Annotated in this window: 26 protein-coding genes; 13 read left to right on the top strand and 13 right to left on the bottom strand. The window is 64.8% G+C overall.

What is annotated here, in order from left to right; all coding sequences use genetic code 11:
* Positions 1–24: 24 nt before the first annotated feature.
* From minE to minC, 3 genes are all read right to left on the bottom strand, one after another.
* A complete protein-coding gene (gene minE / locus ACNFH5_RS09345) occupies positions 25–279 on the bottom strand; it encodes a cell division topological specificity factor MinE (RefSeq protein ID WP_045210300.1) in 255 nt (84 codons plus the stop codon).
* Positions 276–1,091 carry a septum site-determining protein MinD gene (minD, locus tag ACNFH5_RS09340; RefSeq protein WP_416745342.1) on the bottom strand — a complete coding sequence of 272 codons (816 nt, stop codon included), beginning with the start codon at positions 1,089–1,091 and terminating at the stop codon, positions 276–278. Before minD ends, minE begins: the two co-directional genes overlap by 4 nt.
* 61 nt (positions 1,092–1,152) lie before the next feature.
* Positions 1,153–2,109, bottom strand: a complete 957-nt coding sequence (gene minC, locus ACNFH5_RS09335; RefSeq protein WP_416745340.1) for a septum site-determining protein MinC — start codon at positions 2,107–2,109, stop codon at positions 1,153–1,155.
* Between the two features lie 144 nt (positions 2,110–2,253).
* Between minC and ACNFH5_RS09330 the strand changes: the two genes are divergently transcribed.
* Together ACNFH5_RS09330 and ACNFH5_RS09325 are read left to right on the top strand one after the other, a co-directional pair.
* Positions 2,254–3,186, top strand: a complete 933-nt coding sequence (locus ACNFH5_RS09330; protein ID WP_416745338.1) for a lipid A biosynthesis lauroyl acyltransferase — start codon at positions 2,254–2,256, stop codon at positions 3,184–3,186.
* 45 nt (positions 3,187–3,231) lie between these two features.
* Positions 3,232–4,416: a patatin-like phospholipase family protein gene (locus tag ACNFH5_RS09325; protein ID WP_416745336.1), complete on the top strand. Its 1,185-nt coding sequence runs from the start codon at positions 3,232–3,234 to the stop codon at positions 4,414–4,416.
* Positions 4,417–4,522: 106 nt separating this feature from the next.
* Here the strand turns inward: ACNFH5_RS09325 and ACNFH5_RS09320 are convergent, their stop codons facing one another.
* The 5 genes from ACNFH5_RS09320 to ACNFH5_RS09300 all read right to left on the bottom strand — a co-directional run bounded on the left by ACNFH5_RS09320 (position 4,523) and on the right by ACNFH5_RS09300 (position 8,899).
* A complete protein-coding gene (locus ACNFH5_RS09320; RefSeq protein ID WP_416745335.1) occupies positions 4,523–5,383 on the bottom strand; it encodes a pirin family protein in 861 nt (286 codons plus the stop codon).
* Between the two features lie 140 nt (positions 5,384–5,523).
* Positions 5,524–6,336, bottom strand: a complete 813-nt coding sequence (locus tag ACNFH5_RS09315; protein WP_416745333.1) for a VacJ family lipoprotein — start codon at positions 6,334–6,336, stop codon at positions 5,524–5,526.
* A gap of 4 nt (positions 6,337–6,340) precedes the next feature.
* On the bottom strand, positions 6,341–7,690 hold the full coding sequence (locus tag ACNFH5_RS09310) for a serine/threonine protein kinase (protein ID WP_416745331.1): 1,350 nt from the start codon (positions 7,688–7,690) through the stop codon (positions 6,341–6,343).
* Positions 7,691–7,775: 85 nt separating this feature from the next.
* Positions 7,776–8,261 carry a GNAT family N-acetyltransferase gene (locus ACNFH5_RS09305; protein WP_416745329.1) on the bottom strand — a complete coding sequence of 162 codons (486 nt, stop codon included), beginning with the start codon at positions 8,259–8,261 and terminating at the stop codon, positions 7,776–7,778.
* Positions 8,262–8,332: 71 nt separating this feature from the next.
* Positions 8,333–8,899: a hypothetical protein gene (locus tag ACNFH5_RS09300; RefSeq protein WP_416745327.1), complete on the bottom strand. Its 567-nt coding sequence runs from the start codon at positions 8,897–8,899 to the stop codon at positions 8,333–8,335.
* A gap of 111 nt (positions 8,900–9,010) precedes the next feature.
* Here ACNFH5_RS09300 and ACNFH5_RS09295 point away from each other — a divergent pair, with 111 nt between their 5' ends.
* Positions 9,011–9,379 carry a hypothetical protein gene (locus tag ACNFH5_RS09295; RefSeq protein WP_416745325.1) on the top strand — a complete coding sequence of 123 codons (369 nt, stop codon included), beginning with the start codon at positions 9,011–9,013 and terminating at the stop codon, positions 9,377–9,379.
* 1 nt (position 9,380) lies between these two features.
* On the opposite strand, the gene ACNFH5_RS09290 is transcribed toward ACNFH5_RS09295, so the two are convergent.
* Together ACNFH5_RS09290 and ACNFH5_RS09285 are read right to left on the bottom strand one after the other, a co-directional pair.
* On the bottom strand, positions 9,381–10,940 hold the full coding sequence (locus tag ACNFH5_RS09290) for a beta (1-6) glucans synthase (RefSeq protein ID WP_416745323.1): 1,560 nt from the start codon (positions 10,938–10,940) through the stop codon (positions 9,381–9,383).
* A gap of 73 nt (positions 10,941–11,013) precedes the next feature.
* Positions 11,014–11,226, bottom strand: a complete 213-nt coding sequence (locus tag ACNFH5_RS09285; protein WP_416745321.1) for a DUF2061 domain-containing protein — start codon at positions 11,224–11,226, stop codon at positions 11,014–11,016.
* Between the two features lie 286 nt (positions 11,227–11,512).
* On the opposite strand from ACNFH5_RS09285, the gene ACNFH5_RS09280 reads away from it, so the two are divergent.
* From ACNFH5_RS09280 to ACNFH5_RS09235, 10 genes are all read left to right on the top strand, one after another.
* Positions 11,513–12,367, top strand: coding sequence for a glycine betaine ABC transporter substrate-binding protein (locus ACNFH5_RS09280; protein ID WP_416745319.1), 855 nt, complete (start codon positions 11,513–11,515; stop codon positions 12,365–12,367).
* 212 nt (positions 12,368–12,579) lie between these two features.
* Positions 12,580–12,891 carry a DUF485 domain-containing protein gene (locus ACNFH5_RS09275; RefSeq protein WP_205336883.1) on the top strand — a complete coding sequence of 104 codons (312 nt, stop codon included), beginning with the start codon at positions 12,580–12,582 and terminating at the stop codon, positions 12,889–12,891.
* Positions 12,888–14,543 (top strand): cation acetate symporter, encoded by a 1,656-nt coding sequence (locus ACNFH5_RS09270; protein WP_081520245.1) that lies wholly within the window; start codon positions 12,888–12,890, stop codon positions 14,541–14,543. Before ACNFH5_RS09275 ends, ACNFH5_RS09270 begins: the two co-directional genes overlap by 4 nt.
* A gap of 76 nt (positions 14,544–14,619) precedes the next feature.
* Positions 14,620–16,410: a DUF294 nucleotidyltransferase-like domain-containing protein gene (locus ACNFH5_RS09265; protein ID WP_416745316.1), complete on the top strand. Its 1,791-nt coding sequence runs from the start codon at positions 14,620–14,622 to the stop codon at positions 16,408–16,410.
* Positions 16,407–17,033 (top strand): 3'-5' exonuclease, encoded by a 627-nt coding sequence (locus ACNFH5_RS09260; protein ID WP_416745314.1) that lies wholly within the window; start codon positions 16,407–16,409, stop codon positions 17,031–17,033. Before ACNFH5_RS09265 ends, ACNFH5_RS09260 begins: the two co-directional genes overlap by 4 nt.
* 121 nt (positions 17,034–17,154) lie before the next feature.
* Positions 17,155–17,313 carry a DUF3309 family protein gene (locus ACNFH5_RS09255; RefSeq protein ID WP_416745312.1) on the top strand — a complete coding sequence of 53 codons (159 nt, stop codon included), beginning with the start codon at positions 17,155–17,157 and terminating at the stop codon, positions 17,311–17,313.
* Between the two features lie 397 nt (positions 17,314–17,710).
* A complete protein-coding gene (locus tag ACNFH5_RS09250) occupies positions 17,711–18,010 on the top strand; it encodes a hypothetical protein (protein ID WP_416745310.1) in 300 nt (99 codons plus the stop codon).
* 168 nt (positions 18,011–18,178) lie between these two features.
* Positions 18,179–18,991 carry an SDR family oxidoreductase gene (locus ACNFH5_RS09245; protein ID WP_416745308.1) on the top strand — a complete coding sequence of 271 codons (813 nt, stop codon included), beginning with the start codon at positions 18,179–18,181 and terminating at the stop codon, positions 18,989–18,991.
* A gap of 383 nt (positions 18,992–19,374) precedes the next feature.
* Entirely contained in the window at positions 19,375–19,800 is a 426-nt protein-coding gene (locus ACNFH5_RS09240) for a hypothetical protein (protein WP_017522014.1), read from the top strand.
* A 31-nt stretch (positions 19,801–19,831) separates the two neighbouring features.
* Entirely contained in the window at positions 19,832–20,161 is a 330-nt protein-coding gene (locus tag ACNFH5_RS09235) for a YnfA family protein (RefSeq protein WP_138215220.1), read from the top strand.
* 196 nt (positions 20,162–20,357) lie between these two features.
* On the opposite strand, the gene ACNFH5_RS09230 is transcribed toward ACNFH5_RS09235, so the two are convergent.
* The 3 genes from ACNFH5_RS09230 to ngg form a co-directional block, all read right to left on the bottom strand.
* Positions 20,358–20,588 (bottom strand): YheU family protein, encoded by a 231-nt coding sequence (locus ACNFH5_RS09230; protein ID WP_081520251.1) that lies wholly within the window; start codon positions 20,586–20,588, stop codon positions 20,358–20,360.
* Positions 20,589–20,660: 72 nt separating this feature from the next.
* Positions 20,661–21,881, bottom strand: a complete 1,221-nt coding sequence (locus ACNFH5_RS09225) for an osmoprotectant NAGGN system M42 family peptidase (RefSeq protein ID WP_416745305.1) — start codon at positions 21,879–21,881, stop codon at positions 20,661–20,663.
* Positions 21,878–23,677, bottom strand: coding sequence for an N-acetylglutaminylglutamine synthetase (ngg, locus tag ACNFH5_RS09220; protein WP_416745303.1), 1,800 nt, complete (start codon positions 23,675–23,677; stop codon positions 21,878–21,880). Before ngg ends, ACNFH5_RS09225 begins: the two co-directional genes overlap by 4 nt.
* Positions 23,678–23,714: the final 37 nt, after the last annotated feature.

The raw sequence follows: 23,714 nt of genomic DNA, 5'->3' as shown, positions 1-23,714 counted from the left end.
CGCCGCAGGTTCACCAAAGCCGGATCAACGCTCCGGCAGGGTGATGTTGAGTTCCAGGATCGAACAGCTGCCCTGGTTGGCCAGCTCGACCTGGACTTGTTCCTGGTCGATGGGCACGTATTTGCGGATCACTTCCAGCAGGTCTTTCTGCAGCTGCGGGAGGTAGTCCGGTTGCGAACGGTTGCCGCGCTCGTGGGCGACGATGATCTGGAGTCTTTCTTTCGCGATGGATGCGCTGTTTTGCGCCTTCCGGCTGCGGAAGAAATCTAAAAGGCTCATTCACGTCCTCCGAACAGTCGTTGCAGGAATCCTTTCTTCTGCACATCGAGGAACCGATGGGGCATGTCCTTGCCCAGCAGTCGCTCGACGGCGTCGCTGTACGCCTTGCCGGCATCGCTCTCTTCATCGAGGATGACCGGTACGCCCTGGTTGGATGCTTTCAGCACGGCCTGGGATTCCGGGATCACGCCGAGCAGACGGATGGCCAGGATTTCCTCGACGTCCTCGACGCCGAGCATTTCGCCCTTGGTGACGCGCTCGGGGTTGTAGCGGGTCAGCAGCAGGTGTTCCTTGATCGCGTCCTCGCCTTTCTCGGCGCGGGCGGACTTGCTGGCCAGCAGGCCGAGCATGCGGTCGGAGTCGCGGACCGAGGAAACTTCCGGGTTGGTCACGACGATCGCCTCGTCGGCGTAGTACATGGCCAGGTGGGCACCTTTCTCGATGCCGGCCGGGGAGTCGCAGATCACGTAGTCGAAGGACTGCTTGAGTTCTTCGATGACCTTGCCGACGCCTTCCTGGGTGAGGGCGTCCTTGTCGCGGGTCTGGCTGGCGGCCAGCACGAACAGGTTCTCGAGGCGCTTGTCCTTGATCAGGGCCTGGGTCAGGGTCGCTTCGCCGTTGATGACGTTGACGAAGTCGTAAACCACGCGGCGTTCGCAGCCCATGATCAGGTCGAGGTTACGCAGGCCTACGTCGAAGTCGACGATGACGGTCTTGTGGCCGCGCAGGGCCAGGCCGGTGCCGATGGCTGCGCTGGTGGTGGTTTTACCGACGCCACCCTTACCGGAAGTGACTACGAGGATCTTGGCCAAGGTGATTCACCCCAAAGAAAAAACGAAGAATTCTGGTCCCTGAAAGTCGCGGCAGTATCCGTTAAAGGCGGGTGATGTTCAACACGTCACCCGACAGGCTGACGTGCACTGCCTGCCCCCATTGCGGACTGCGTCGAAGGTCTTCGGCGACCTTGTAATTACCGGCGATGGACACGAGTTCCGCGGCCAGCTGCTGGCAGAAAATGCGGGCACTGGTATCGCCCTTGACTCCGGCCAGGGCGCGACCGCGCATCGGACCGTACACATGGATATTTCCGTCGGCGAGAAGTTCCGCACCGGGACTGACGGGGGCGAGCACGATCAGGTCGCCGCCGGCGGCATAGATCTGCACGCCGCCGCGTACCGGAGTGGTGACCAGCTTGGTCGGACGGACGACCGGTGCCGGCGGCTCGACAGGCTTTTCCGCAGCGGCTTGCGGAGCCGCTTCCGGGGTGGCTTGCTTGTCCGCTTCCGGAGATTCGGCGGTTGCCTCGGCAGCTTCGGTCGGTTTTTCCGGTTTGGCCTCGGCGGGCTGCTCGGTCGATTTTTCGGCCTGCACACCAGCGCCGGCGGCCTGCTCGACCACCTTCTCGGAGAGTTTCTCGCCACGCGGACGGCGTACTGGCGTGGCGCCGGTCACCTGTGGGACGGCGTCCTTGGGCTCGACCGCGCGTTCGCGGGAGGAGCCGGACGGCGGCAGCACGGGGATGTCGAACATGGTGGCCAGGCGAATGTCTTCCTCGCGGCTGGCGCGAATGGCCAGGGTGCGCAGGCCGTGGCGGCGACAGATGTCCAGCACGCCTTGCAGGTCGAGCTGGCCTTCGCCGTCGGGCAGTTTGTCCAGCGCCAGTACCAGCGGGGTATCGCGGAAGAAGTTGGGCGCCTGGGCGACCTTGTCGGCGAGCTGGCGGTCCAGGCGCGGCAGGTCATTGTGGGCCAGTTCCAGAACGGTGACGGCCAGCATGCTGCCCTTGAGCTGGAATACGGGATCGTGGTCGAGAAGGTCGGCTTGGCTCATGGTCAGGCTGCATCACTAAATGGTGTGGACTTATAACGGAGCGCCCCGGTAGCCGCAAGCGTGGCTGAACGCCAGGGCGCGAAGGCGGGCACGGCATGCGCCGGCAAGGTAGAATGTCGGGCTTTGACCCAGCCGGAAAGTTCCATGGACCGCCCCACCTTTCGCCGTGAGTTCCTCCATCCCCGCCACTGGCCGCTCTGGCTCGGCCTCGGCGTGCTCTGGCTGGTGGTGCAACTGCCGTACCCGGCGCTGCTGGGCCTGGGGCGTGCGCTCGGCGCGCTGATGTACCGCGTAGTGGGAAGCCGCCGCGCCATCGCCCAGCGCAACCTGGAACTGTGCTTCCCGGAACTCTCCGCTGCCGAGCGCAAGCGCCTGCTCAAGGAAAACTTCGCTTCCACCGGCATCGCTTTCTTCGAGATGGCCATGAGCTGGTGGTGGCCCAAGGCCCGCCTGGCGAAGCTCGCCCACATCGAAGGCATCGAGCACCTGAAGAAGGCCGAGGCCGAAGGCAAGGGCGTGATCCTCATGGCCATGCACTTCACCACCCTGGAGATCGGCGCGGCGCTGCTGGGCCAGGTGCAGACCATCGACGGCATGTACCGCGAGCACGACAACCCGGTGTTCGATTACGTCCAGCGTACCGGCCGCGAACGGCACAACGCCGACGCCACCGCCATCGAGCGCGAGGACGTGCGCGCCATGCTCAAGGTGCTGCGCGCCGGCCGCGCCATCTGGTACGCGCCGGACCAGGACTACGGCGCCAAGCAGAGCCTGTTCGTGCCGCTGTTTGGCATCCAGACGGCTACCGTCACCGCCACCACCAAGTTCGCCCGTCTGGGCCGGGCGCTGGTGCTGCCCTTTACCCAGTCGCGCCTGGCCGACGGTTCCGGCTACCGCCTGACCATTCACCCACCGCTGGACGATTTTCCCGGCGAGAGCGAAGAGGCCGACTGCATCCGCATCAACCAGTGGGTGGAAAGCGAGATTCGCCGCCAGCCCGAGCAGTACCTCTGGGCGCACCGCCGCTTCAAGAGCCGCCCCGAGGGCGAACCGAAGCTCTACGACAAGAAGAAGTAGCGCTTCGGCGGACTACGCTGGTACGACGAGACAAGGACTTCTGCCGTGACCGACTCCGCCACTCCCCAGCAAACTCCGGCCGTTACCGGCCTGATCCTCTCCGGCGGCGGGGCGAGGGCGGCCTATCAGGTCGGCGTGCTGGCCGCCATCGCGGAGCTGCTGCCCGAGGGGGCCGAGAATCCTTTCCCGGTCATCGTCGGCACTTCCGCTGGAGCGATCAACGCGGTCGGGCTGGCGTGCGGTGCGTTGTCCTTCACCGGCGCGGTGGAGCGCCTGACCCAGGTCTGGAAGGGCTTTCGCACTGGGCAGGTCTACCGTTCCGACTGGCCGGGTGTGTTCAGCCAAGCCTTCAAGTTCCTCGGTCACAGCCTGCTCGGGCTGGGCAAGCGCGAGCCGGTGGCGCTGCTGGACAGCACGCCGCTGCGCTATCTCCTGGAACGTGAACTGGACCTATCCGGCATCGCCGCTGCCGTGCGCCGCCGCAACCTGCGCGCGGTGGCGGTAACCGCCTTCGGCTACGAATCCGGGCAGGCGGTGACTTTCTACCAGGGCCGCGCCACCATCGATCCCTGGTTGCGCCACCGGCGCATTGGTGTGCCGACACGGCTGGAGATCGAGCATCTGTTGGCCAGCTCGGCGATTCCGTTGCTGTTCCGCCCGGTGAAGATACTTCGCGAGTTCTTCGGCGACGGTGCGGTGCGCCAGCAGGCGCCGATCAGCCCGGCGCTGCACCTGGGCGCCACTCGCGTGCTGGTGATTGGCGTCAGCGGTAACCCCACGGTCGGTAGCGCCAACGAGCAGGTGGCCAACTATCGCACGGGCCAGCCGCCGAGCCTGGCGCAGGTGGGCATCCATCTGCTCAACAGCACCTTCATCGACAGTCTGGAGGGTGATATCGAGCTGCTGCACCGCATCAACTTCCTCAGCTCGCTGGTGCCGGAAGAGGCGCGCCGCAAGACGTTGGGCCTGGCGCCGGTGGATGTACTGCTGATTTCGCCGAGTCGACCGCTGGACGAGATTGCCGCGCAATATCGCCATGAGCTGCCCAAGGCGCTGCGCCTGTTCCTGCGCGGGCCGGGCGCGACCAAGGCGAGTGGTGCGGGCGTGCTCAGTTACCTGCTGTTCGAACCGGGTTACTGCAATGCGCTGATCGAATTGGGCTATCGCGACGCCATGGAAAAGCGCGCGGAGATCGCGCGCTTTCTGGGGATGGAAGATTGGTCGCTGTAATCTGCGCTGCTTTTCGTAGGAGCGAGCTTGCTCGCGAACCGCGTGGCACGGTGCCTGTTCGCGAGCAAGCTCGCTCCCACATGAAAAGCAGGAGCCGGCGGGGTCGTCAGACCGCGAAAACCCCATCGCGGTAATCGCGCAGGGCCTGCTCGATTTCCTCGCGGCTGTTCATCACGAACGGGCCGTACTGCACGATGGGTTCGCCCAGCGGCTTGCCGGCCAGCAGCAGGACGCGAGCGCCTTTGTCGCTGGACAGCTGGATTTCGTCGCCCTGACCCAGACGCACAAGTCGGTTGGTGGCGACGGTCTCATCCGCGCGCTCGCCCGGCACCTGCAGCGCACCCTCGTAGACGTACAGCATCACTCGATGGCCCGCCGGAATCCGCGGAGCCACGGAGGCGCCCGCCGGCAGCACCAGGTCGTAGTAGTGCGGCTCGGTGCCGGGGCGCTGCACGGCGCCATCGATGGCGGTCTGGCCGTCGTCGAAGCGCCCGGCGATCACGGTGACACCCACGCCTTGCGCGGTGGTCACGCGAGGCACGTCTTCGGGTTCGATGTCGCGGTAGCCGGCCGGGGACAGCTTGTCCTTGGCTGGCAGGTTCAACCACAGCTGGAAGCCGCGCATGGCGCCTTCCACCTGCTCGGGCATCTCGCTGTGGATGATGCCGTGGGCGGCCGTCATCCACTGCACGCCGCCGGGCTTGAGCAGGCCGGTATTACCCAGGTGATCCTCGTGGCGCATGCGCCCTTCGAGCATGTAGGTGACGGTCTCGAAACCACGGTGTGGGTGCGCGGGGAAGCCGGCGATGTAGTCGTCGGGGTTCTGCGTGTCGAACTGGTCGAGCATCAGGAATGGATCGAAGCGCTCGATGCCTGGCCCACCGATGACTCGGGTCAGGCGCACGCCGGCGCCGTCGGAGGCCGGGTGGCCAATGTGCTGGTCGATCACGGTACGTAAGCGGGTCATGGGGACCTCCTTGATCTGAGAATGGAGATCATCCTAGTCCCAATTGATGGATGAATGGTTGCGAGTTTTTCGGTCTAAATATCGATAAATTAGATTGTTATCGGGAAAGAAAACCGCCGCCCGAAGGCGGCGGTTCCGATTCACTCCTGGATCTGCAGACGCCGGGCTTCGGTGTAGAAGTAGCGCAGCTTCTCGTATTCGAAGGGCGTGTTCATCTGCCCGTAGCGGAAGCCGTTGCTGTAGCGCTTGTCGATGATCTCCAGCACCGGCAGTTCCCAGTACTCGCGGCTGAGCTCGGAGTAGTTCAGGTAGTTCACTTCGCGGGCGGCGACGAAGTCGGTGACCAGCCCGCCGGTGTCGCGCAGGTTGGACGGGCCGAGGATCGGCAGCATCAGGTAGGGGCCATCGGGGACGCCCCAGTAGCCCAGGGTCTGGCCGAAGTCCTCGCTGAGCTTGGGCAGGCCCATGGCGGTGGCCGGGTCCCACAGGCCGCCGATGCCGAAGATGGTGTTGAACAGCAGCCGCGCGGTGCTGTTCGCCGCGCGCTGGGGCTTGAGCTGGGCAACGCTGTTGAGCAGCGTCGGCACTTCGCCCAGGTTGCTGAAGAAGTTGCTCACGCCAGTACGCACGAAGTGCGGGGTGACGTACTCGTAGCCGTGCACCACGGGCAGGAAGACCCATTCGTCGAAGCGGTAGTTGAAGTGATAGACCCTGCGGTTCCACGACTCCCAGGGGTCGTAGACGTTGAGGGCGTCGAAGGTGGCGCGCTCGAATTCCCGCTGGTCCAGGCCGGGGTTGAACTTCAGCGCATCCAGCGGGTGCTTGAAGCCGTCCTCGTCCGGGGCCATGTCGAATTTGGTGGTGGTCGGCGTCTGCACCGGTTGTGGCGTTTGGGCCTGGGCGAAGCCGCAGGCCAGCAGCAGGGTGAGAGTCCAGGAATGGCGGAATGGCATGGAGTCAGTTCCCTGTCTGCGCGGTGGCCAGGCCGTCGGCCGGGGCACCCTGTCCCTTGAAGAAGCCCAGCATGTCCTGGGCGTTCACGCGGTAATTGAGGTTGCCGCAGTGGCCGCCGCGGGGGTAGAGCGTCAGGCGATCGCCAAAGGTGCGGCGCAGGAAGCCGATATCTCCCGGGCCGAGGATGACGTCGTCGGCGTTGTGCATGACGGCGATCTTCGGGCTCTGCTTCAGGTAGTCCTGGACGCCATACAGGCTGACCTGGTCGATCAGCTGCGGGAGGCTGCCGCCGTCGTACTTGGCGCGCCAGAGCGGCATCAACTGGTCGGTCATGTAGCACTCGAAGTCGCATTGCATGGCGCGCTTGAAGAACGGCGTCAGGCTGGTGCCTTCTGTGATCGGGTACTTGGGCGGGGTGATCAGGCCGCGGCGGTTGATCAGGTCGGAGGTGAAGGCGATGTCGGCGGAGGAGAAGCGGAATACCGCGCCGATCAGCATGGCCATCTCTTCATTGGAAAGGTGTTGCTTGGACTGCTGCAGGTCGAAGAGGAAGGCGTCGTTGAGGTCGACATAGCCCTTCTGGTTGAAGTAACGGGTCAGCTTGGCCAGGATCACCTGGTAGAAGGTGTTGGTGTCGTTGATGCCCTTGACCTGGGTCTGCACCAGCTTGTCGAGGTTGCTCACCGAGGTGTAGAGGTTCACCGGCGGGTTGAGCAGCAACACACGCTTGAAGTTGAAGCTGCGGCGGGTTTCGTCGAGCTTGCTGACGAAGGCTGCGTGCAGCGCGCCCAGGCTGTAGCCGGTCAGGTAGTAGTCGCTGACAGGCAGGTCCGGATGCTGCGCGCGCACCGCCTGCATGACTCTGTACAGGTCGTCGGCATCGTCGGGCGTGTAGCCAGGAGTGGCGACGTGGGAAGCGCCAACCATGAAGTCCCAGCTGGTGGGAGAGGACAGTTGCACCACGTGGTAGCCGGCGCCGTAGAAGAGGCGCTTGAGGTATTCCGGGGTGCTGCTGGCGTAATGCGCGCCGGTACCGGCGATGATGAACACCAGTGGCGCAGCATGGTCCTGCCAGGCCAGGCGGTAGTGCAGCTTCTTCACTGGCCAGAAGTTGCTCGGCAGCTCGTACTCGCGCTCCGGGCGTAGTTTGAGCGCGTAGTCCGACTGGCGGATGTCATCGTCCGTCGGCAGTTGCGGGCGCAGCTCCGGCGGAGTGGTGGCAATGGTCGCCTCGAACGGGTTGACCAACGGATAGCCGTAGCTGGCTTGATCCACGTCGCGGGCCGATGCCGGCCCGGCCAGTCCCATTGCGAGGCAACCGATCAGGGCGGCCACGCGGTAAAGAAATGTCATGGTTCGGAGTCCTTTCAAGAGGAGGCCAACTCTAGGGTGACCGGGCATTAAGACCAGCACATTTCCTACAAGTGCAATGCGCGTCTCAGTCCTTGCGCGCGAGGTCACGCAAGGCATCGCCGGTTAGACGATAGACGGTCCATTCGTCCTGCGGGCGCGCGCCCAGGCTGCGGTAGAAGCCGATGGCGGGTTCGTTCCAGTCCAGCACCGACCATTCCAGGCGGCCACAGTCGCGCTCCACCGCCAGCCGTGCCAGCTCGGTGAGCAACGCCTTGCCCAGGCCGGCGCCACGGGCGGCGGGGCGTACGTAGAGGTCTTCGAGGTAGATGCCGGGCTGGCTCAACCAGGTGGAGTAGTTGTGGAAGAACAGTGCGAAGCCCTGGGGTTCGCCGTCCACTTCGCCGATCAGCACCTCGGCATAGGGGCGCGGGCCGAACAGGTGATCGTGCATGCGCTGGGCGTCGGCCCTCACTTCGTGGACCAGCTTCTCGTAGTCGGCCAGTTCGCGGATGAGATCGAGGATCAGCGGGATGTCTTCGGGTGTGGCGGGACGCAAGGTGACACGGGGCATGGGGGAAATTCCTCGTGGAGCGAATTGCGCCGAGCATGCCCAAAGCCCCGCGCCGCTGGCAACCGGTTGCTTCAGTAGCGTTCCAGGCGCTCCACCCAGACCAGTTCGCAAGCGCCGGCGCCGGTGTCCTCGCGGGTCAGTGAACTGACCCAGCGCCAGCCGTCGTCGCCTTCCACGCGCACCAGCTTGCCGGAAAGGCGCACGTGTTCCCCGGCGCTGACCTGGGCCAAAGCGCGCGCCACCTCATCGTTGGCCGGGATCATGTGCATGTTGGCGGCGTGGGTTTCCAGCTCGCGGCGGGGAATCGGCAGCTTGTCCGCGTGCCAGTAGAACCAGCGGTTGCCCTGGGTGATGCGGATATCGGCCAGCACCTTGGGGTCGTCCATCGGGCCCCAGCCAAGGGCGAGATCGGTGGGCGACAGCTCGGCCTCGCGGCCCAGGCGGTAGTCCTCGCGGCCCAGTACGCGCGCTTCGATGCTGAAGTCCTGCAAGGGATAGATGGAGTACCGCTCGACGCGCATGCCACCATCGGACAAGGACTGGCTGTGCTGCTGCGGGGCCTGGGGACGGTCGGTCGGCCACAGCCACCAGAAGCTGGTGGCCAGGCAGGCCAGCAGGAACAGGGACGATCGCTTCATCGAGGGCTCCGTTGATGGGCAAAGTCTAGGCTGCAAGCGGCTCCCCTTGCATCAGCCCTTGCGCTGGTTATGCTGGGCTCCGGTTTTCCGCCTGCCCGGAGTAGTGGCGCCATGTCCCGTCGTTTTTTGCCCGTGATCCTTCTGCTGCTCGCCCTGGCGCTCTGGCTGGCCGCCAGCTATGGCGTGCGTTTCGGGTTGATGGAAGACGGCCGCTGGGTTGGAGTCTGCGCCGACGAGGCCGCGCGCTGGCAGTGCGGCGTGCGCTCACAGCTGGGCTGGGCGATCCATTTCGGTGTGTTCGGCAAGCTGGCGCTGGGGCTGGCGCTGCTGGCCTTCTTCGTGCCGCGTCAGGCGGGTTGGTGGCTGGCTGTGCTGGCAATGCTCGTTACGCTGCCGGCGCTGGTGCTGTACAACGCCGGGCTCGCGGTGTTCGCGGTGGTACTGGCCGGGCTGCGTCTGGTGCGCGCCTCGGCCCGCTGAATCAGGTCTTTCGCTCTGTCTGGCGCAGTCCGCGTAACAGCGCGCCGAGCAGGAGCAGGCTCACCGCCGCCCAACCCAATGCCTGAAGATTGCTCAACCCTTCCTGCGCCAGCTGTGCCGGAATCCCGACGGCGATGATCAGCGAGAGCAACAGTGCCTCCCTGCGTGGTGCCGACACTGGCCGGCACAGGTAGGCCAGCGCGGGGAACAGCAAGGCCGCGCTGGGAAAGCTGCGATAGCGCGCATCGAAGACCATCCCGAGCATCAGCACCGCGCCGGCGAAACCGGCGGCGGCCAGCCACAGGCCTGCGCGCTGCTCCATCCAGTCGAAAGCCCTGGCGCGCCAGTCCTCGCGGGCCGACAGCGCCAGGCTGATGTGCAGCAGTACCAGCAGGTTGAGAGCGGTAAGCGCTGCCGCCCAGAGCCACTCGCCCCAGAAGCGGCTGGTGATCACCGACAGCTCCAGCCACAGGCCGATGCAGCCTGCGCCCATCGCGCCGGCCAGGGGCAGCAGGAAGGCACTGCGGACAGACGTGGGGCGGCCGCCGACAAGCAGCCCGACAAGCAGGATCACGCCGGAAAGCCCGAGCCACAGCGGCCAGCCGGGCAGGTTGCTGACCGGCCCGGCGAGCACGCCTTTTTCTTCGCGGTCCGCGCTGAACAAGCCCCAGTAGCCACCCACCGCGCCTTCGCTCTGGCGTTTCCAGGGTTGGTCGAAGGCCTCGATCAGGTTGTAGCGCCAGCCTTTCTCCTCGGCCATGTGCACGAAGCCGCGGATGAAGCGCGCCTCGTTGACGCGGCTGGGCAGGGCCGTCTCGCGCTGACGTCCCTCGCTGGGCCACCCAGTCTCGCCGATGAGGATGTCCTTGGGCGCGAACTCGTGGCCGAAGTCCTCGCGAATCTTCGCCACATGGGCGAGGGCATCGTCGATGCCGCGTGGATTGTCTTCCCAGTAGGGCAGCAGGTGGATGGTGACAAAGTCCACCGCCGGGGCGATTTCCGGGTGCTGATGCCAGAACTCCCAAACGTCGGCGTAGGTCACCGGCTGGCGCACCTGGGCCTTCACCTTGTGGATAAGTCCGGCCAGGTAGCGCCCGGTGACTTCCTTGCGCAGCAGCGTCTCGTTGCCGACGATCACCGCCTGGACCACGTCCGGGTATTGGTTGGCGGCCTTGATCAATGCCTCGACCTCACGCTCGGTATCCACCGGATTGGCGTTCACCCAGGCGCCGAGCATCAGCTTCAGGCCGTGCTTGCGCGCCAGCGCCGGGATGCCTTCCAGGCCGGTCATGGAATAGGTGCGCACGCACTCGAAACGCGTCGCCAGCAGCGCCAGGTCGGCGTCCATCTGCTCTGGGCGCAGGACGAAGGGCTGGTCGAACGGCGACTGATCCTTGGCGAACGGACTGTAGGACGCGCACTGCAGCTTATGCGTAGGCGTGGCCGCGTCAGGCAGGGTTACCGGTTTGCCCAGGCCGTACCAGAGCCCGGCAAGGGCGATGAAGGCGAGCAGCAGAGCGAGGCAGTAGGGGAGGAGCGGAAAGCGCGAGGACTGTGGCATGGGGACACGCGAACCGTGGCGAGGCGCGCATCTTAGCAACGCTGCTCGCCGCCGTCAGTGCCCGCGCGGGGACTCAGGCGTGGCGATGAATCCAATTGTGCGTCGGCTGCGCCGTGTTGCCCTCGATGCGCTTCCAGAACTTCTCGTGGAAGTGGAAGCCCACCGCGTTGCACAGCGGTTCGACGATGGCCACCAGCCCGCCCACGGTGATGCTGCCGGTCAGCGCGTAGGCGACGCTGAAGGCGATGGCGAAGTGCATCAGGGTGAAGGTGACGGTCTTGAGCATGGCGGCGGTCCTCAAGGTGAGAATGATTCTCCGTTGTTGAAAGACTACTGCGGAGGAACATCGCTGGGTAATCGAGCCTCTGTATGGAGGCGATAGGCCGGCCACCTTGGTCGCGGATGGAATCGCGTGGTCGTGGATGGGTGGATTCTGTCGTGGATCGGACCGTTTGGCGTCGCTCTCAGAGCAGTTCGCCAGCAGCGTGCGCCGATCATGAAAGGGCGGCCAAGACCGCGAATGGCGCCGGGTCCGCCCGGACGCTGCAACGAAAAATCACGGGGAGAAAACCATGACAATGATGCGACGCCTGTTGGGCCTGGGCGCAGGGCTGGTGTTATCGGCCGCGGCCGGGCTGGCCGGTGCGGCGGCCAAGCCGGAAATCACCATTGGTTACGTGGATGGCTGGTCGGACAGCGTGGCGACCACCCACGTCGCCGCCGAGATCATGCGCGAGAAGCTCGGCTACCAGGTCAAGCTGATGCCGGTTGCCGCCGGGATCATGTGGCAGGGCGTGGCGCGCGGCAAGCTCGACGCCATGCTCTCGGCCTGGCTGCCGGTCACCCACGGTGCCTACTACGAGAAAATGAAGGACAAGGTCACCAACCTGGGCGTGAACTACCCGGGCGCGAAGATCGGCCTGATCGTGCCCGAATACGTCAAAGCCAACAGCATCGAGGACCTCAAGGCGCAGAAGGATGATTTCGGCGGTCGCATCGTCGGTATCGATGCCGGTGCCGGGGTGATGCTCAAGACCGACCAGGCGATCAAGGACTACGGCCTGGACTACAAGCTGGTGGCCAGTTCCGGCAGCGGCATGATCGCCGAGCTGACTCGTGCGGAGAATGACAAGAAGGCCATCGCCGTCACCGGCTGGATTCCGCACTGGATGTTCGCCAAGTGGAAGCTGAAGTTCCTTGAAGACCCGAAAAAGGTCTACGGCGACGAGGAGCACGTCGACAGCGTCGCCAACCCGGCGCTGGAGAAGAAAGCGCCGGAAGTCTGGGCCTTCCTGAAGAAGTTCCAGTGGAAGGACGGCCAGGAAATCGGCGAAGTGATGCTCGCGGTGCAGAATGGCGAGAAGCCGGACGTGGCCGCCAAGAAGTGGGTCGAAGCGCACCCGGACCGTGTGAAGGAATGGCTGTGATCGCCAGCATCGCACCCTAGCCAGAGACAGAAAAATCCCCCGCGAACCTTATCGTTCGCGGGGGATTTTTTTATGCCGAAGCGTCTATTCCGGGCTTGTTCGCACATCGTGGCGCAACGCTACGACTAAAGTCGTCTGGAGCCCTTGCAGCGCTCAAATAAATTAGGGATCGACGACATCCGCGTCATCCCCGCTGTGAGGACAAGAACAAAATGAACGACAGCATCTACCAGCGGATTGATACCAATCCGCGCTTCAAGGAATTGGTGGCCAAGCGCGAGCGATTCGCCTGGCTGCTCTCTTCGGTCATGTTGGGCCTGTACGTGGTCTTCATCCTGCTCATCGCCTTCCAGCCGCAGCTGCTGGGTACGAAGATCAGTGCCGATTCGTCCGTCACCTGGGGCATCCCCATGGGCGTCGGGCTGATCCTCTCGGCCTTCGTGCTCACCGGCATCTACGTGCGCCGGGCGAACGGTGAATTCGACCGCCTCAACCAGGAAATCCTCAAGGAGGCCCAGCAATGAAAGGCCGAATTTCTGCGGCGCTCGCGTTGGCCGCGTTCGCTCCCGCACTCTGGGCTGACGCCCTTACCGGAGAAGTGCAGCGCCAGCCGCTGAACGTCTCCGCCATCGTCATGTTCGTCGCCTTCGTCGGCCTGACCCTGTGCATCACTTACTGGGCCTCCAAGCGCAGCAAATCCGCCGCTGACTTCTACACCGCCGGTGGCAGCATCACCGGGTTCCAGAACGGCCTGGCGATCGCCGGCGACTACATGTCCGCCGCGTCCTTCCTGGGTATTTCCGCGCTGGTTTTCACGTCGGGCTACGACGGCCTGATCTACTCCATCGGCTTCCTTGTCGGCTGGCCGATCATCCTCTTCCTGATCGCCGAGCGCCTGCGCAACCTGGGCAAGTACACCTTCGCTGACGTGGCGTCCTACCGCCTGAAGCAGAAGGACATCCGTACCTTGTCCGCCTGCGGTTCGCTGGTGGTCGTGGCCTTCTACCTGATCGCGCAGATGGTCGGCGCCGGCAAGCTGATCGAGCTGCTGTTCGGCCTGAACTACCACGTCGCGGTTGTGCTGGTCGGTATCCTGATGGTGCTCTACGTGCTGTTCGGCGGCATGCTCGCCACCACCTGGGTGCAGATCATCAAGGCTGTGCTGCTGCTCTCGGGCGCCACCTTCATGGCGATCATGGTGCTCAAGCACGTCAACTTCGACATCAGCACCCTGTTCTCCGAAGCCATCAAGGTTCACCCGAAGGGCGAGTCGATCATGAGCCCCGGCGGCCTGGTGAAGGACCCGATCTCCGCGTTCTCCCTGGGCTTCGCGCTGATGTTCGGTACCGCTGGCCTGCCGCACATCCTGATGCGCTTCTTCACCGTCAGTGACGCCAAGGAAGCCCGCAAGTCGGTGTTCTTCGCTACCGGCTTCATCGGCTACTTCTACATCCTGACCTTCATCATCGGCTTCGGCGCGATCCTGCTGGTCAGCACCAATCCTGACTTCAAGGACGCCACCGGCGCGCTGCTGGGCGGCAACAACATGGCGGCCGTGCACCTGGCCGATGCCGTAGGCGGCAGCCTGTTCCTGGGCTTCATCTCTGCCGTGGCCTTCGCCACCATCCTCGCGGTGGTTGCGGGCCTGACCCTGGCCGGCGCTTCGGCCGTTTCCCACGACCTGTACGCCAGCGTGCTGAAGGGCGGCAAGGCCAACGAGAAGGATGAGCTGCGCGTCTCGAAGATCACCACCGTATGCCTCGGCGTGGTCGCGATCGTGCTCGGCATCCTGTTCGAGAAGCAGAACATCGCCTTCATGGTCGGCCTGGCCTTCTCCATTGCCGCCAGCTGCAACTTCCCGGTGCTGCTGCTCTCCATGTACTGGAAGAAGCTGACCACCCGTGGCGCGAAGATCGGTGGCTGGATGGGCCTGATCACCGCCGTCGTGCTGATGATCCTCGGCCCGACCATCTGGGTGCAGATCCTCGGCCACGAGAAGCCCATCTATCCGTTCGAATACCCGGCGCTGTTCTCCATGGCCGTGGCCTTCATCGGTATCTGGTTCTTCTCCATCACCGACAAGTCCACCGCTGCCGACGAAGAGCGCGCACGCTTCTTCCCGCAGTTCATCCGTTCGCAGACCGGCCTGGGGGCCAGTGGCGCTGCTGCCCACTGATAGCCTGAGCTAACCTGCCGGGGCCGGGGGTGGAAACACCTCCGGCCCTGCTTTTTTCGAAAGGGATGGATAACGGATGTCCGACGATTTCAACTTCGCCTCGCCACCCTTCGACCAGCTTCGCCCGCTGGAGCGCGAACAGCTGCGCGACGCGCTGAGTGTGGGCTATTACACGGTCGACGAAGTGCTGCTCGAAGCCGGCGCGCCGGTGCCCTGCCTGTTCGTGCTGATGAAGGGCGTGATCGAAGAGCGTGGCGAGGACGGCAAGCTGTTCGCCCACTACGGCGCCGAAGACCTGTTCGATGTGCGCGGGCTGTTCTCCGGCAGTAGCAAGCACCGCTACCAGGCGGTGGAAGAGAGCATCGTCTACGAACTGCCAGCGGCGGTGTTCCACCAGCTCTGCGCCGACAACCCGCAGTTCGCCCGCTTTTTCCGTGCGGACCTCGCCAGCAAGCGCCAATTGGAACGCCGCGACGGCCAGAACCTGGCCGAATTCATCCTCACCCGCATCGCCGCCGAACATTTGTTGCCAGCGATCGAGGTGGAACCCACGCTGCCGCTGGGCGACGCTGCCCGCCTGCAACTCAGCCGTGGCGCGGACGCCTTGCTGGTACGCGAGGACGGCGCCCTGGGTATCGTCACGCGCACCGACCTGATGACCGCGCACTTCCGCGATGGCTTCAGCGCGGCGCAACCCATTGGCCCGCTGGCGCACCGCCCGCTGAGCCACGTCGAGTTGGGCGACTTTCTCTTCGACGCGATGATCCTCATGACCCGACAGCGCATCGAGCGCGTGGCGGTGTGCGAGGAGGGTAGGGTAGTCGGCCTGCTGCACCTGACCCAGGTGCTCAGTCTGTTCTCCACTCATTCCCATGTGCTGGCGCTGCGTATCGCCCGCGCCGAAAGCGAGGCGGAACTGCGCGCGGCGGCAGAGACGCTGCACACCCTGATCGCGACCCTGGCGGGCAATGGCATTCGCCTGCGCTTCATCATGCAACTGGTCAGCGCACTCAATGAGCAGTTGCTCGAGCGCCTGTTCGAACTGCAGGTGCCGCCGGTATTGCGCGGCCGCTGCTGCCTGCTGGTAATGGGCAGCGAAGGCCGCGCGGAACAATTGCTGAAAACCGATCAGGACAACGCCCTGATCCTCGACGACGGCCTGCCGGTGGAGCAGGGCCTTTTGCTGATGCAACGCTTCTCCGCCGCGCTGCTGGAGTTCGGCTACCCGCCATGCCCTGGTGGCGTAATGGCCAGCCGGCCGGAATGGTGCAAGCCGTTGTCGGAGTGGCAGCGCGAGTTGCGCGAGTTGCCCTTGCAGGGCCGGCCGGAGCAACTGATGCGCCTGTCGATACTCGCTGATGCCTGGCCGGTGGCGGGCAGCCGGCACCTGTTCGACGGCCTGCGCGAATGTCTCGCAGGGCTGGCAGGCGACAGCAGTCGCTGGATGAGCGATCTCGCCCTGCCGGCACTGCAATTCGACACGCCGCTGACCTTCCTCGGCCAACTGAAGACCCATGACGCGCACCTGGATGTGAAGCGCGGTGGCCTCTTCCCTATCGTCCACGGCGCCCGCGTGCTGGCCGTGCGTGAAGGGCTGGAGGAGCGTGGCACCCTCGGCCGCCTCGCAGCCCTGAAGGCGCTCGGCGTGCTGGATGAGTCGCTGGTCGACAACCTGGTCGAATCCTTCGAGCTGTTCCTCCAACTGCGACTGCGCCAGCAGTTGGACGGCCAGCGCGACGGCCGCGTGCAGGGTCTCGACGTGTCGCGCCTGAGCCGCCACGAGCGCGATCTGCTGCGCTTCGGGCTGCACACGGTGAAGAAGTTCAAGCAGAGCCTGACCCGCCAATTCCACCTGGAGACCCGATGAACGCCTGCGTCGTTGCTCCCGATCAGCACTGGTCTGCCTGGCGTCGCCGCCTCTACTGGTGGCGACACGATCCGGCGGAAGCGGAAGAGTTGGTCTCGCTGGACCTGGAAACCACCAGCCTCGACCCGCGCAAGGCCGATATCCTCAGCATCGGCGCGGTGGTGATCCGGCGCGGCAAGCTGATCCTCGGCGAGCGCCTGGAGCTGCTGGTGGAACCGCCGCCGTCGCTGGACGGCGAATCCATCCGCATCCACAAGCTGCGCCGTGCTGATCTGGAAGGCCAACTGCCGTTGGCGGAGGCGCTGCGCCAGGTGCAGGCATTCATCGCGGATCGTCCGCTGTTGGGCTACTACCTGTCGTTCGACGTTGCCGTGCTGCGCCGGCATTTGCGCGAGCAGTTGGGAGCGCGGCTGGACAACCCCCGCGTGGAAGTCTCGGAGATCTACCATCGAAAGATGAGCCGGCGCTTCCCCGACCTGCACCTGGACCTGCGCTTCGACACCCTGGCGCGCAACCTGGAAATCCCCATTGAAGGCCGCCACACCGCCATCGGCGACGCACGCACCGCCGCGCTGATGTTCCTGCGTTTGCGCAAGGGCTCGCTGCCCCGCGACCTCAGCTGATTTCAGGCGCGTGCAGATTCTTTGAATCTTCCATGCGCGGGCCCGGTCGGAATTTACAAGCGCTGGCCCATCGCACTACCGCGAGCCATCGCCCCTCGTCGACTGAAAGAGGAGAGACGATATGGGACTCGGGACCATCCTGTTGATCATCCTGATCTTGATGCTGATCGGCGGCCTGCCGGTCTTCCCCCACTCGCGCAACTGGGGTTACGGCCCCTCCGGCATCATCGGTGTGGTGCTGGTCGTGCTGCTGGTGTTGTTGTTGCTCGGGCGGATCTGACGCAAGTTGCGCCAGGGCCATCGCGGATGAGCTCGCTCCTGCGCAAGCTCCAGGCATTCGGCCTGCGTAGGAGCGACTGTCTTCTTCTGCGAGTTCGTGCCTTCGGCGTTTCCGCTGCCCAGCCAGGGCCCGCAGAGCGGCTCTGGATCTTGTAGGAGCGAGCTTGCTCGCGAGCAGATTCCTCGACGGCTCCGGCGTTGGGTGGGTTCGCGAGCAAGCTCGCTCCTACAGGCGCTGCTCCGCCGAGCAGGGGTCTCTGTCGGTAAGTGTTCGACGCTCGCTCCGGCGATGCCCCTCTTCGTCACAGCGCCGATACGCCACAGGGTGATTCGTCGCACACCCCGCCGCAGATGCCTGTAATACCATACTGGGCCTTTGCCATCAGGGAGTCTTGGGGATGCTGGGCGTTGTACTGGTTGTGCTGGGCGTGGTGTGGTTGCTCGTCCAGTGCGGGCTGGGCCTGCCGCCGCTGGCCGAAGCCATGACCCTGGACCCGGTGGTCAACCCTGACCGCTATTGGCAGTTCGCCTTCCTCGGCCCGGCCCTTCCCGTTGCGCTGGGCATCTTCATGCTGCGCTACCGCATCAGCGGCTTCGCCCAGTTCAAACGCGAACGCATCAACTGTGCTGCTCATCTGCTCGTCTCCGCCGGTATCGCCCTGGTGCTGGGCAAGCTCTGCGTGCTTCTCCAGGCCTGAGTGCGCAGCCCGCGAAGCGCTAGTGCGCCGGCGGTTTGCCAGGGGCATTCAGCGCCCTGATTTCGCCGCTGGAAGCGGAAAGCCTTGGTTACACTTCGGGCCACAGTCGTCGACAAAGCGTTGTCGATCCTCCGTCCCGAACAAGACAAGAAAAGGCAGACCTCCCCTATGCAAAATCGCATCATGATCACCGGCGCCGGTTCCGGCCTCGGACGCGAAATCGCCCTGCGCTGGGCCCGCGAGGGCTGGAAGCTGGCGCTGGCCGATGTCAACGAAGCAGGCCTGCAGGAAACTCTGAAGCTGGTGCGCGAGGCCGGCGGTGACGGCTTCACCCAGCGCTGCGACGTGCGCGACTACAGTCAGCTGACCCAACTGGCGCAGTCCTGCGAAGAGAAATTCGGCGGCATCGACATCATCGTCAACAACGCCGGCGTCGCTTCCGGCGGTTTCTTCAGCGAACTGTCGCTGGAAGACTGGGACTGGCAGATCTCGATCAACCTGATGGGCGTGGTCAAGGGCTGCAAGGCCTTCCTGCCGCTACTGGAAAAGAGCAAAGGGCGCATCATCAACATCGCCTCCATGGCCGCTCTGATGCAGGGCCCGGCGATGAGCAACTACAACGTGGCCAAGGCCGGCGTGGTAGCGCTGTCGGAAAGCCTGCTGGCCGACCTCAGCCTGGTGGACGTGAAGGTCCACGTGGTCTGCCCGTCGTTCTTCCAGACCAACCTGCTGGACTCCTTCCGCGGCCCGAGCCCGGAAATGAAGACCCAGGTCGGGAAACTGCTGGAAAGCTCGCCGATCAGCGCCGCCGACATTGCCGACTACATCCACCAGGAAGTGGCCCGCGACGTCTTCATGATTCTGCCCCACGAGCAGGGCCGCATGGCCTGGCAGATCAAGCAGCAGAACCCGCAGGCGATCTACGACGAGATGGCGAAGATGGCGGAGAAGATGCAGGCCAAGCGCCGCAGCCTGACCTGAGAACCTGATTGCGATCTGCTGCGCGTCGGCATAACGGCGTTGAGTGCCGCTGAGAAATGTTCATGGACTGCGTGTCCACTCCGCTTTCTCAGCTGCCCTCGCCTTGTTCCGCTCTTCTGGCTCGCAAGATCGTAAAGCAGGTTCTGAACAAGGAATTTGCCCCCTTTCAGTGCACTGAAAGACAGGGCTTGCCCAGGCCGGTGCAAAGGGTTAGTTTTAGTCACCGGCCTGCCTGGCTGATGTACGTTGGACCCCGGTGAAAGCCCCGCTTATTTCGCGGGGCTTTTGCTTTTTCGGGCTACCGCCCAACGCTTGGGATTCGTGCTTTGCGCATCGTCAGGCCTGTGTTAGAAGGCTCCGGTGTCATTGAAGGAAGAACCCGCTTGCATTCTGAATCCATCGTCTATGGTTGCATCCGCGACTGGCCCGGCGACTCGATGGAGCGCCGCCTGCGCCGCGCCGCCAACCGCAAGGTGCTCGACAGTCTGCCCATGGGCGAGGCCTGGCCGTTCCTTGGCCGCGAGATGTTCAGCCGCTGCGAGACCGAAGGCGCGGGCCTGTACCAGTCGCAGGTGATCCATTTCGGCGCCAGCTACCAGACCATCGAGTACGAGTGGAAACTCTGGGTCGAACAGTTCGAAGCCCTGCTGCGCCGTCTGTACTGGGCCAGCGCGGTGGTGCACCTGGAAACTGAAGTCAACGGCAGCCATACCTTCCGCTGGGAATCCGAGAACGGCTTCCACAGCCCGCGCGAAGGCGAACTGAAAGTGCGCTGCGCCTGGGAACGCGAGGGCGGCCTGCGCGGCTGACCAGCGCACTGCCCGTTACGGAAAGAACCCCATGATCAATTACCTCTGGTTCGTCCTCGCCGCGTTCTGCGAGATCGCCGGCTGCTACGCCTTTTACCTCTGGCTGCGGCTGGACAAGAGCGCCCTGTGGATCATTCCCGGCCTGCTCAGCCTGACGGTCTTCGCCCTGCTGCTCACCCGCGTCGAGGCGAACTATGCCGGGCGCGCCTATGCCGCGTACGGCGGTATCTACGTCGCTGCGTCGCTGTTCTGGCTGGCCTTCGTCGAGAAGAGTCGCCCGCTGTGGAGCGACTGGGTCGGCGTGGCACTCTGCGTGATTGGCGCCAGCGTGGTGCTGCTGGGGCCCAGGCTCGCGCCTTGATGTTTCGCCGGTGGGTCGAGTTCGGCGGATAACGCCTGTGGCGTTATGCCTTCTGCTCTACTGATCCGCTTGGCATCGGCGTTGCGCCGCAATCTGTAGGAGCGAGCTAGCTCGCGAACCGGATTACCAGGCGATGCGGGAGCAATCGACTGGCGCAGGGTTCGCGAGCAAGCTCGCTCCTACGAAAAGCCGTCACTCAGTCCTCCAGCCACTCTTTGGGCACTTCGCTTTTCAGCATCAGTTGGCACTGCTGGCTTTCCGGATCGAAGACGATCACCGCTTCGCCGCGCTTGAGCGCATGGCGCGCGCGCTCCACGCGCACGTCCAGCGGCGTGTCATCGCCGTTGTCGGTGCCTTCGCGGGTGACGAAGTCTTCCAGCAGGTTGTTGAGGGTGTCGGCTTCGATGAGCTCGAAGGGAATCAGCATGGCTGGCTACTCGTGAATCGTACTCGAAATCGCAGCGCGGGATTGTAGTCCCGCGCTGCGCTGAGTGCAGCTTCACTTCTTGCGCTTGTCGGCGTCTTTGCCCTTGTCAGCTCCGTCGCCACTGTCGATCAGGTCGTCCACTGGCGGCACATGGGTGGTGCTTTCCATGTGCACGGGATGCTCCAACTGCTTGCTGAAGCGCTCCAGCGCACCTTCGCTGGGCTCAGCATCGCTGTCGAACACTGGCGGGCTGAGCATGTAGGCGGTCAGCAGTTTGGCCAGTGCGGCCAGGCTGTCGATATGGGTGCGTTCATAGCCGTGGGTGGCGTCGCAACCGAAGGCCAGCAGGGCGGTGCGGATGTCATGGCCGGCGGTGATCGCTGACTGCGCATCGCTGTGGTAGTAGCGGAACAGGTCCCGCCGCACGGCAACCTCGTGGCGTTCGCCCAGGCGCAGCAGGTGGCGCGAAAGATGGAAATCGTAAGGCCCGCCGGAGTCCTGCAACGCCACGCTCACCGCATGCTCGCTGGAGTTCTGTCCCTCGGCCACGGGGGCGATGTCGATACCAACGAATTCGCTCACGTCCCAGGGCAGTGCGCCGGCCGCGCCCGAGCCGATCTCCTCGGTGATGGTAAACAGCGGATGGCAGTCGATGGGCGGCACCTGGCCGGCTTCGACGATAGCCTTGAGCGAAGCCAGCAGCGCAGCGACGCCGGCCTTGTCATCCAGATGGCGGGCGCTGATGTGGCCGCTCTCGGTGAACTCCGGCAGAGGGTCGAAGGCGACGAAATCGCCGATGGCCACGCCGATGGATTCGCTGTCGGCGCGGCTGGCGGTGTAGGTGTCCAGGCGCAACTCGACGTGGTCCCAACTGATCGGCAGGGTATCCACCGCAGTGTTGAAGGCGTGCCCGGATGCCATCAATGGCAGCACGCTGCCGCGGAACACGCCGTTCTCGCAGAACACCGTGACTCGGCTGCCCTCGGCGAAACGGCTCGACCAGCAGCCCACCGGTGCCAGTGCCAGACGGCCATTGGGCTTGATCTCGCGGACGATCGCGCCAATGGTGTCCAGGTGCGCCGAGACCGCGCGGTCCGGGCTCTTGCGCCGGCCCAGGAGGGTCGCGCGGATGGTCCCGCGGCGGGTCATCTCGAACGGCACGCCGATTTCTTCCAGCCGCTCCGCAACGTAGCGCACGATGGTATCGGTGAAACCGGTGGGGCTGGGGATGGCGAGCATTTCCAGCAACACGCGTTGCAGATAATTCAGGTCGGGTTGTGGCAGTTGGGTCATGCCGGAGCCTCCACGTTGGGGTGTGGCTGGTCACGATTATCGCGGTGCAGCAATTCGCGGCTGAGCGGGAAGAGCAGGTCGACGAAGCGCTCGGCGACAGGCTGCGGCTCGTGATTGGCCAGGCCCGGCCGCTCGTTGGCTTCGATGATCACGTAGTCCGCCTGGTCGGCCTCGGTGACCAGCAAGTCGAGGCCGGTGACCGGAATCTCCAGCGCCCGCGCTGCGCGGATGGCAGCGTCGGCCAGCGCCGGGTGCAGGCGCTCGGTGACGTCTTCCAGGGTGCCGCCGGTGTGCAGGTTCGCGGTGCGGCGTACGGCCAGGCGCTGGCCACTGGGCAGCACGTCGTCGTAACCGAAGCCGGCTGCACTGAGCGTGCGTTCGGTCTCGCCATCCAGCGGAATGCGGCTCTCGCCGTCGGTAGCGGCCTGGCGTCGACGGCTCTGCGCCTCGATCAGCTTGCGGATGCTGTGCCGGCCATCGCCGATCACCTCGGCAGGCCGGCGAATGGCGGCGGCCACCACTTCGTAGCCGATCACCACGATGCGCAGGTCCTGGCCGGGATGGTAGCTCTCGAGAATGACGCGGGTGTCGAACTGCTGCGCGTGGACGATCGCGTTCTCCACCTCCTCCGGTGTGCGCAGGTCCACGGCGACGCCTTGGCCCTGTTCGCCGTCCACTGGCTTGACCACCAGCGCGCGGTGTTCTTCGAGGAACGCGGCGTTGTCCTCCGCGCTGCCCGCCAGGCGCTGCTGCGGTTGACGCAGGCCGGCCCGGTCGAGGGCGCGGTGGGTGAGGGTCTTGTCCTGGCACAGGCTCATGCTCACCGCGCTGGTGAGGTCGCACAGCGACTCCCGGCAGCGGATGCGCCGGCCGCCCTGGGTGAGGGTGAAGAGGCCGGCGTCGGCGTCCTGTACCTGCACCTCGATGCCACGCCGATGGGATTCGTCGACGATGATCTTGGCGTACGGGTTGAGGCCTTCCTCCGGGCCGGGACCGAGGAACAGCGACTGGTTGATGCCGTTCTTGCACTTCACCGCAAAGGTCGGCAGCTCGCGGAAGCGCAGCTTGCGATACAGCGACTTGGCCTGCTGGTTGCCGTGCAGCACCGACAGGTCCAGATACGCCAGGCCGCGACTCATGAAGTGCTCGATCAGGTGGCGCACCAGCGCCTCGCCGACGCCGGGGCGGCTGGACTGCGGGTCCACCGCCAGGCACCAGAGGCTGGAGCCGCCTTCCGGGTCGCGGAAGGCCTTGGCGTGATTGATGCCCATGACGGTGCCGATCACCGTGCCGGTCTCGGCGTCTTCGGCGAGCCAGTAGGCCGGGCCGCCCTGGTGGCGCGGGGTGACGTTGGACGGATCGACCGGCAGCATGCCACGCGAGAGGTACAGGCGATTGATCGCCGCCCAGTCGTCATCGCTGTGTACGCGGCGGATGCGGAAGCCACGGAAGGGCCGGCGTGCCGGACGGTAGTCGGTGAACCACAGGCGCAGTGCGTCGGACGGATCGAGAAAGAGCTGCTGCGGGGCATGGGCCAACACCTGCTGCGGCGCGGCGACGTAGAGGGCGATGTCGCGTTCGCCGGGCTGTTCGTTGAGCAACTCGGCAGCGAGCTTGTCGGGGCTGGAGAAGGTGTGGCCGATCAGCAGGCGCCCCCAGCCGCATTGCAGGATCAGGGGGCCGTGGCTCTCTGTGTGATCACCGGCAAAGCGCGCCTGCAGCCGTTCGTAGGTCGGGGTCTGGCCGCGCAGCAGCCGCTGGTTGTGTGGATGGGGCAGGTTGGAATGGGGTTTCATCTTGCGCTCCCTGATAAGGCATCTGTCCTGGGCTGAA

It is taken from the genome of Pseudomonas sp. NY15435 (assembly GCF_048068295.1).
GTDB lineage: Bacteria > Pseudomonadota > Gammaproteobacteria > Pseudomonadales > Pseudomonadaceae > Pseudomonas.
Note: the sequence above shows the minus strand (reverse complement) of the source record. Positions and strands in the feature narration are given on the sequence as shown.